At 55.9% G+C, this 9,368-nt stretch carries 6 protein-coding genes; 5 read left to right on the top strand and 1 reads right to left on the bottom strand.

Annotation, left to right across the window (positions count from 1 at the left end; all coding sequences use genetic code 11):
- Positions 1-177: 177 nt before the first annotated feature.
- The 5 genes from ACLIMP_RS15940 (at position 178) to ACLIMP_RS15960 (ending at position 8,595) form a co-directional block, all read left to right on the top strand.
- A complete protein-coding gene (locus ACLIMP_RS15940; RefSeq protein ID WP_443477955.1) occupies positions 178-1,542 on the top strand; it encodes an ATP-binding protein in 1,365 nt (454 codons plus the stop codon).
- The gene (locus ACLIMP_RS15945; protein ID WP_443477956.1) at positions 1,539-2,189 is read left to right on the top strand and encodes an HNH endonuclease; all 651 of its coding nucleotides are present in this window, start codon (positions 1,539-1,541) and stop codon (positions 2,187-2,189) included. The genes ACLIMP_RS15940 and ACLIMP_RS15945 overlap by 4 nt, the downstream gene beginning before the upstream one ends.
- A gap of 407 nt (positions 2,190-2,596) precedes the next feature.
- Positions 2,597-5,299 (top strand): class I SAM-dependent DNA methyltransferase, encoded by a 2,703-nt coding sequence (locus tag ACLIMP_RS15950; protein ID WP_443477957.1) that lies wholly within the window; start codon positions 2,597-2,599, stop codon positions 5,297-5,299.
- Between the two features lie 3 nt (positions 5,300-5,302).
- Complete coding sequence (locus tag ACLIMP_RS15955; protein WP_443477958.1) at positions 5,303-7,378, top strand: DEAD/DEAH box helicase; 2,076 nt, start codon at positions 5,303-5,305, stop codon at positions 7,376-7,378.
- A complete protein-coding gene (locus ACLIMP_RS15960) occupies positions 7,378-8,595 on the top strand; it encodes a GIY-YIG nuclease family protein (RefSeq protein WP_443477959.1) in 1,218 nt (405 codons plus the stop codon). Before ACLIMP_RS15955 ends, ACLIMP_RS15960 begins: the two co-directional genes overlap by 1 nt.
- Before the next feature lie 202 nt (positions 8,596-8,797).
- On the opposite strand, the gene ACLIMP_RS15965 is transcribed toward ACLIMP_RS15960, so the two are convergent.
- On the bottom strand, positions 8,798-9,313 hold the full coding sequence (locus ACLIMP_RS15965; protein WP_443477960.1) for a hypothetical protein: 516 nt from the start codon (positions 9,311-9,313) through the stop codon (positions 8,798-8,800).
- Between the last annotated feature and the right edge of the window lie 55 nt (positions 9,314-9,368).

The raw sequence follows: 9,368 nt of genomic DNA on the forward strand, positions 1-9,368 counted from the left end.
ATAACTACGTTCTGTCGCACCGATCGAAACTGTAGGATACATTCAATGAATTCCTTTCGCCTACTCAGCGCGCGAACTTTAGAGCACACTGAGCGGAAATCGTGGCGGCCTGGGTATCGCGGGAGACCCTCGAGTCCGCTTGAGCTCACTTTTGGCAATCCCGAGCCAATCTCATGCGTGCCTGAAGTAAGTAAGGTTTCCGTCCTCCTCGGCAAGAATGGGCAAGGAAAGAGTCGCCTACTTTCCGCCATCGCGATCAGTTTCCAGCTGCTCGATCGCTTCCGATCTGCTGGCGTTGAACGGAGTCTACCGTTGGCACGTCTCGAGTATGAGGCTGGAGGACACCACCACCTCATAATCGCCGAAGCGTCGAAGATAATCGTCGAAATAGATGGCAAGCTGGCGCCGTTAGAGGCAGCGATCCTTCCGTCCCGGGTCATAGGCCTATCCATGACTCCGTTCGACAAGTTTCCGATCGGCAACGAGCCTAGACAACTCCATCTTTTCGAGGCGACTCAACCTGATGTCTATGTTTATCTCGGCATGCGAGAGCGGATGGGCCGGTCATCTTCCACAGCGCTTCTCGACAGAGCAGTAGAGGGGCTGTTCGCTCGCATCAGGAAAGACGACCGGGGACGCATTACGCATGTCTTCGACATGCTGGGCTTCACACCCGACCTCACGATCGTATACCGGCTAGAATTATTCAAATTCATCGAAGAAATAGCACATGGTAACATTCCAAATCTGGAGACACTTGAATCTAACTCCTTCATGTATAATCGTATCGGACGCTATTTAAGACAAGGCGAAGAATATATTGATCGTTTAAGATCTGCGTCACAGGCCGTTATTAAAATGGTCGATCGAAAATTTCTTTCGGTCGAGATGGACCTCTGCCATCCCGATGTATCTATGTTAGAATTGCACGAGCATATGCAGGTTCTGCGCAGTGCTGGGCTGGCGCGGCTTTTCGCCGTTGAGGCCCATCACAAAGACGGCACGATCATCGATTTAAAGGAGGCAAGTTCCGGGGAGCTTAGCATGGCAATCACCTTCATGTCGCTGGCTGCCAACTTGGATAATAATGCTTTAATCTTGATCGACGAGCCAGAGACAAACCTACATCCTGAGTGGCAGGCTCAGTATCTCGATCTGCTCCTAAAAACGTTCGATGCTTATCACGGTTGCCACTACGTTCTCGCAACGCACTCGCCACTCATCCTCAGTGACGCGCCGCCGAGCGCCACCATCGCATCGTTAAACAGCCGTGCCTCGCATGAGGGCGATACGGTCGCAGGGCGAGCGGTGGATTACCTCCTCGTGCGAGAGTTCGACGTCGCGAGTGGCAGCAACTATTACGTGCAGGAGGAGCTCGTAAAGGCGCTCCGACTGGCGGCGGACGGTGGTAGCGCCACCGCCGAGTTCCGAGACACTGTTCGCCAGTTAATCGAGATTCAGCCACTCATCAAGGACAGCCCCGGCGTAGTCACCTTGATCACCGACCTGCGCAAGATTGCCGAGAAGAGCCAAGTGCAATGATCACATTGGCGGTAAAATATACACTTGAAGAGCAGAAGTTGATCAAATCGACGTTGCAAGATACAGAATTTGGATCAAAATGCTGGGGTGAGGAAAAGCTAGAAGCCCTCCGCAGCCTGATCAAGAAACATTACATAGCTCAGCAAGCCTATCAATGCTGCTATTGTCGGCAGCGGCTCTATTCGAACCATGGACGTCCGTGGGACGTTGAGCACATCATAGCGATGTCACTCAAACCCAAATTCATGTTTGAGCCGCAAAATCTCGCGGTTGCGTGCGTCGAGTGTAATCAGGAAAAGCGGGCAAAGCCGGTCACAGACAGCAAAAGGGTCAGCTTTCCGACCACCGCAGATCACTACGCTATCGTCCACCCTCATTTCGATGTCTGGGAGGATCACATCGAATTGGAGGGTGAAGCCACCTATCATTCGCTGAGCAAGAAGGGCAGCTTCACCATCTACGAATGTGACTTATTCCGGTTTCGTCAGCGGGAGGCTAAGATCCGCAAACCAATCAAAGATAGGCGGTTTGAACGCGATGTTGGTGAGCTCCGATTTGCAAAAACGGAGGATGAGGCGCGAGTAATTGTCGCGTCGATCATGGAACGCGTGAAGATTGAGGAGGAGCGGGCTGCGCGAACAAGCTGACGTTGCGTCTCTTGATCGAAGGCGCGTCGCACTTGTACGACGGGGGTGCAGGTTGTGCATGTAGGATCTGCTCAATTCGAACTAACCAGGCCGACCTTCCGTCGCGACACTGCGCCGCGCATTATGATGGCGGCCAGTGGGCTCGGCTTGCTCTGCCACGGACCTGCCCAGCAGTCGACGACCATCAGAAATCGGACGGTCTGCACCTGGGAGCCGATATTTTACCGCTGAGCGTCTCATGTGAATCGGGAGCCGACTTTCGCTGAATCTCGGTCGAACCGCAGAGATGCGCACGAAGCAGCTAAATAACATGTGCGCAGACTGATTTTCATTCTTTTGCCAAAGCATTTTCGGTGGATTCAAGATTGAGCGTCACTTAGCTATGGGTAAGTATCTCGAGGCCCTTGATGAATCCAACTGAAATTTATGACGCGTTGGCGGAGATTGCCGCCGAACCGTTTGACGCCACCGAATTCCCTTTCGCCTTTGCTGCCGCTACAGATGGTGCCAAGGCAGCAATCTCCAAGCTGCGGAGCGGGTCTACCAACAAGTCCGACCTTCGAGGCGGGGTGCTGTTCGGCAAGAAGTTCCACTATGCCCCCGCGCTGGCTGGCATGACCGATGGCACGCTGGACCAGTTGCGTAGCTCGAAGAAGACCAGGACTTCAAAGCCCGCGATTTTGATTGCCACCGATGGCGAGATGATCTCGGCAGAGCATCCGGCCTCGGGCGATACGCTCCATTGCCGTTTTGCCGAGCTTGGCGACAACTTCGGTTTCTTCCTGCCTGCAGCGGGCAAGGAACGCTACCGAGCGGTCGAAGAAAACCCCGTCGACGTCAAAGCGACCGGCAAGCTGGCCCGGCTCTATGACGCGCTGACCAAGGCCAATCCGGACTGGGGTAGCGACGAACGTCGGCACGAGATGAATCAGCTGATGATGCGGCTGATCTTCTGCATGTTTGCCGAAGATGTTGGCATTTTTCCCGACAACCAGTTCTCGCGCCTGCTGTTCACCCATGCGGGCGACAAGGGCGAGGAAGCGCGCGAAACCATCATCGCGGCCTTTCAGGCGATGAACCTACCCAAGACAAACCGCGAGGAGCTGCCCGCCTGGACAAGCGAGCTGGAATACGTCAACGGCGGGCTTTTCGCGGGCACCATCGATGCGCCGCGCTTTGACGGCGTGGCCTTCCGCTATCTGCGTGAAGCTTGCGGCCTGAATTGGCGTGAGATCAACCCCGACATCTTCGGCTCGATGATCCAGTCGGTCGCGGACCCGAAGCAACGCTCGGAACTGGGGATGCACTATACCTCGGTGCCGAACATCATGAAGGTGATCGGGCCGCTGTTCCTTGATGACCTCGACGCCGAGATACATAAGGGCTGGGACCGCGCCCGCGCGTTGCAACAGGTGCTGGACCGGATGTCACGCATCCGCGTGTTCGATCCGGCCTGTGGCTCGGGCAACTTCCTTGTCGTATCCTACCGCGAGTTGCGGGCACGCGAGACGCGCATTCTCCGGAGGTTGGAAGAGCTGAACGGCCCCGGCTCGATGCAGATGTTCTCGGCCATACCGATCAGCCATTTCTATGGCATCGAGATCGCGGATTTCGCCGCCGAGACGGCCAAGCTGGCGCTGTTCATAGCTGAATATCAGGCCAATGCCAGTTTTGCCGAGGTCTTTGGGCGCCGCCCTGCGTCGCTGCCACTCAAGGATGCAGCGCATATTTGCAACGGCAATTCTCTACAAATCGATTGGGCTTTGGTTTGCCCGCCACCCAGTGAAGGGGAGGAAGTGTTTATTGCTGGAAATCCGCCCTTTGCAGGCGCGAAGAACCAGACGCCAAAACAAAAGACAGATCGAGCCGTAGTCTTTGAGTCCCGCAAGATTAAAGGATACAAAACCCTTGATCTTGTTTCTGCGTGGTTCATTTTGGCGAGCGACTATTTATCTCGCGGTCAAAATTCAAAGTTCGCCTTGGTCGCTACAAGCTCAATTACGCAGGGCCGACAGGTGCCCTCGCTGTGGCCATACATCCTCGAACAAAACCAGATCTTCTTTGCCCATCGCCCCTTCAAGTGGCGAAACAATGCATCTTCTAATGCTGCGGTCGATTGCGTCATCATAGGGATTCAGAATTCTACAGGAGGAAAATCCGTAAAGCTATTCGACTGCGACACCGCAAGCGAATGCAGGACAATCAACGGATATTTAGTGGATGGCCCGCTCCTGTACGTCTCTCAACGAAGTCATTCGATGTTTGAGCTTCCTCAGATGATTTACGGCTCCATGCCGAATGATGGAGGGGCGTTAATTCTAGATGAAGCTGAAAAACTCGAATTGATAGACGCCTTCCCGAGCGCAGAGCAATATATTCGTCCACTTGTTGGCACTACCGAACTCATAGATTCAAGCAAAAGGTATTGTCTTTGGATAGAAGATGCCGAATTGAGCGAAGCTGAGGATATTCCGGATATTTCTCGACGGATAAGTGCGTCGCGCCAGCACCGCCTTGATAGCAAAAATCCAGAAACTATTGAAAGGGCTGCAACTGCCCATCAGTTTTGGCACATTGGAGGAATCTCCGAAACAGGCTCTATTGTCGTTGCAAGCGCTTCCTCGGAGCGACGCGAAGTGTTGCCCTGCGATTACCTCACGCCAGATGTTATTGCATCGAACCTGTGCTTCGTTATTCACGATGGTCCATACTGGGCACTCTCTTTGATAATGTCGCGTCTCCATCTGACGTGGATTTCTGCAATCTGCGGAAAGCTTGAAGCACGCTATCGATACTCCAGTTCGCTCGGCTGGCATACCTTCCCGGTGCCGAAGTTCACCGAGGATCAGATGGAGGCGCTCTCGGCCTCAGCCCGCAAAATCCTGCGCTGCCGTTATTCCCATTACCCCGCCACGATTGCCGAGCTCTATGATCCCGACAAAATGCCCGACGACCTGCGCGCCGCGCATCGAGAAAACGACGAGCTTGTGGAAGGCATGTATATCGGCCGCCCTTTCCGCAATGACACCGAACGGCTGGAGAAGCTCTTCAAGCTCTATGCCGCCAAGGTAAAATCGCTGGAAGCCGCGCCAAAGAAAAAGAGGGCCTGACAGATGGTTCAGATGGTCAATGTCACCTATGGCACCTCCAAGGCTGTGACGAATGCCCTTGGTCAGCGCCCAATGCAGGCCCGCACCTATGCCGCCCGTGCCGTGCAGTTCCTGCTGCTGAAAGCGCCGCCAGCGTCGGGCAAGAGCCGCGCGCTGATGTTCGTGGCGCTCGACAAGCTGCGCCATCAGGGGCTGGACAAGACCATCGTCTGCGTGCCCGAAACCTCGATCGGCGGCTCGTTCCGCTCGACCGATCTGACCAGCTATGGCTTCGAGGCGGATTGGGAGGTGGACAACCGCTGGAATCTTTGCCTGACCGGCGAGGATGCCGGCAAACAGAAGGTGAAAGCCTTCCAGGCCTTCATGGAGAGCGATGCCAAGGTGCTGGTCTGCACCCATGCCACCTTCCGCTTCGGCTTTGACGAGGTAATGAAGACCAAAGGGATCGAGGCCTTCGACAGTTGCTTCATTGCCATCGACGAATTCCACCATGTGTCGGCTTCGGACAATAACAGGCTGGGGGTGATCCTGCGTAGCCTGATCAATCGCGCCAAGTGCCATGTGATGGCGATGACTGGCAGCTATTTCCGTGGCGATGCCGATCCGGTGCTTCGTCCCGAGGACGAAGATCGCTTCACCAAGATCACCTACAGCTATTACGAGCAGTTGGAGGGCTACGCCTGGCTCAAGGCGCTCGGGATCAACTACGAGTTCTACAAGGGGAATTACGTCAACGGGTTGCCGGGCGTGCTGAACCCTGATCAAAAAACGATCATCCACATCCCGCATCGTGGCTCGTCCGAGGCGTTCGATGACAAGTTCAACGAGGTGGGCAAGATCCTCGACTTGCTGGGCGCCCATGAGGGGCGCGATCCCGAGACGGGGTTTGATCTGGTGCGCAGGCCCGATGGTGGACTGCTGAAAGTGGCGGACCTGGTGGATGACGGGCCGGGCCGCGATATCGTGAAAGCCGCGCTGTCGCGCGAGATCAAAGGGCCGGATGGCAAACGCGATGACGTGGCCGACCGGGCCAAGGTCGACTTCATCATTGCCCTCGGCATGGCCAAGGAGGGCTTCGACTGGGTCTGGTGTGAACATGCTCTGACAATCGGCTATCGGTCATCCCTGACCGAGATCGTACAGATCATCGGGCGCGCGACCCGCGACGCGCCGGGGAAGCCCCGCGCGCTGTTCACCAATCTCGTTGCCGAACCCGGCGTCGAAACCGGCGTCGTAACTGATGCGGTAAACGACATGCTCAAGGCGATCTCCGGGTCACTTCTGATGGAGCAGGTACTGGCCCCCAACTTCAAATTCTACCGCCGTGAAGATGGCGACGTGCGCGCGCCCATGGGCACCGACGATGAAGGCAATATCACCATCGGCATAAAGGGACTGGTCGAGCCACCCACAGACCGTTCGCGCGAGATCTGCGAAAATGACATGAACGATCTGATGGCGACTGCCTATCAGGAGATGGACAGGCGCGTACTGTTGCCTGACACGGCCCCCGAGGTTGCGACCCAGATGGTGCTGACTGATATCATCGAGAAGCGGTATGAGGCGCTTGATGCCGAGGAAGCGGAATCCGTCCGTCAGCATTTGGCGGCACATATGAATGTCCTGACGCTGGCGCGGAAGGAAGCCGAACGCGGTTTTGCTGAGGGACAGTCGCCATTAAGCGGTACGCCCCCGAAGCCGAGCGGTGACGACGATGATGGCGAACCCGCCAGCGCACCGAATACGCTTTTGGAGATGGTCCGGAAATTCATCAACGTCCGGGACATCGACATCGAACTGATCGACAGCGTGAACACCTTTCAGGAACGCTTCGAGGTCGCATCGAAATCGCTGAACTCCGAGCTGCTGTCGCATGTCCAGTCAGCGATGGTTGCCTTGCGCGTAAACATGACCGGCGATGAGGCCAGGACACTTTGGCCTCGCATCAAGGCATTCCGAGCCGCAGAAGGGCGTGAGCCTAATGTCCACTCCGCCAATCCGCTTGAGAAGCGCATGGCAGAGGCACTCGCTTGGCTGAAGGCCGAAAAGGCCAAGCGCCTGCGTGAGGGGGCTCTTTGATGCCGCGCCAGAGCTTGGAAGACATCTTCGCGGAAGACGACGAGTTCGGCCTTTTGGATGTCAAACCTCGCGCTGGGCGCGGTGGTCCTTCGCAGGATCGTGGTGTCGCAGCCTTGCTTGAAGTAACCGCCTTCCATGAGCGTCATTCGCGCCTCCCCGATCCCGATGCAATGGATCATGACGAGATGCGCCTTGGAGCAATCTGGGACACCGTAAAGTTGGCTCCCACCGAACAGATGCGGGCTGTGGATCGGTTGGGCCTGCTAAGCAAATCCACCGCCCAAATGTCGCGCTCATGGCAAGACGAGCCTATCGACGCTGATATTCCCAATAGCTTGGATGACATCTTCGCTGATGATGATCTTGATGTTGATGCGTCACTGGTCAGCCTCAAGCACACCACACCGTCTGCAGAAAGGCATGTTCCTGATCATCGCGCGGACTTCGTACCCTGCAGGGATTTCGAGCAGTTCCGCGAGCGCTTTGAGACGGTCCAGCGCGGCTTGGAAGCAGGTGAGCGCCACGCAAGCCCGGTACGGAAATGGTCGGTGATCGAGCCAATCGAAGGGGACTTCTTCATAAGGAACGGTTTGCTCGCCATGATCGCCGAGAAGTCGGAAATGACCGCTCGTAGCGGCGCGCGCGACCATCGGCTTCGCGTCATTTTTTCAAACGGCACAGAGAGCGACCCGCTCATGTCGTCATTCCGAAAATCCCTTAATGACGACAAGACAGCTCGCATGGTCCAGAAGGTCGGCCTCGGGCCGCTTGATCCTGAATGGGAGAACGATCAGCTCGAACTGTCGGGAACGATCTATGTTGCCCGCTCCCGATCCGAAAATCCCGAGATCAAAGGGCAGCGTATGATCTTGCATAAGATCGGCGTCACCAGCCAGGATGTATCCCGTCGAGTTGCGGACGCCAGAAACGATCCGACGTTTCTTCTGGCGCCGGTGGAGATCGTCGCGACCTACAGCCTGCAAAATCTGTCGCGTAACAAAGTCGAGAACCTGCTGCATCGCTTCTTCGCAGCGGCTCGTCCGGCCAAGCTATTCATCACAGATCGGTTCGGGAAGAAGGTTCTCCCTAAGGAATGGTTCTATGTACTGCCAGAACACGTTGGTCAGGCGGCTAAGCTGATCGAAGAGGGGACCTTGCATCGGTATTTTTATGATGTCGAGACTCAGAGAATTTTAGTGAAAAACGAGAGAATCTGAGTTCTGGACATTCAACTTCTTCGAAAAACGCCAGCAAGTCCGACTGTCAGAAAGGGGCTGGGGCCTGCCATCTGCCGCGCCTGGTGCGAAGGTCGGCTCTGGGCCGAAAGGGACTATGCGCTTATTGAGCATGAATGTCTGCTTCGCCAATTTCTGATGCCAAAACTCGACCTTCCCCTTTCGGCCATTGTAGCCTGCCAGCTTACGCATTCCAGCCGCGGTGAAAAACATCGTAATTTTTGTTGGCTGGTGCCGGCGCAATCGCCCAAAGGGGGCGCTTTCCCTTCCCAACGCCTAGCGCCGCCTTCATCTGCGCGGCGTCAGTGTCGGTGTAATCCACGCAGCCCGCATAGGCTGTCTCGCGACGGCTGTTGAAGAAAGGAATTATGCCGTACTTTTCGGCAAACCAATCAATTAAGTCGGCCTCAACATACTTGAACATATCAGTGACGTTCTTTCGCCGAGTTCGGCAGACGCGGATTTCGATGCGCACGTCTTTTCCGAAACCGTCGATTTCGTGGAGCCACCGCCGAAGGTGCGAGGAAAGTCTGCCGAGCGCGGAGCCGCGCCCGATGTAAAGCACTGGCGACCGCCTGAGCGGATAAGCAATTACGAAGTCGCCTTTCATGCGGATGACATATACGCACCGCTTGAGGTCAGCGGCGCCATAGCCCTGCGCGTCCAACGCCTCGACTAATTCCCTTCGGAGCGTCTTCACTATCGCGGCCTCGCTGCCCAGTGAGCGGTCCGGCCTGAGCTCTATGTGCTCGAGC

Source organism: Novosphingobium aeonii (assembly GCF_052279045.1).
Classification (GTDB): domain Bacteria; phylum Pseudomonadota; class Alphaproteobacteria; order Sphingomonadales; family Sphingomonadaceae; genus Novosphingobium.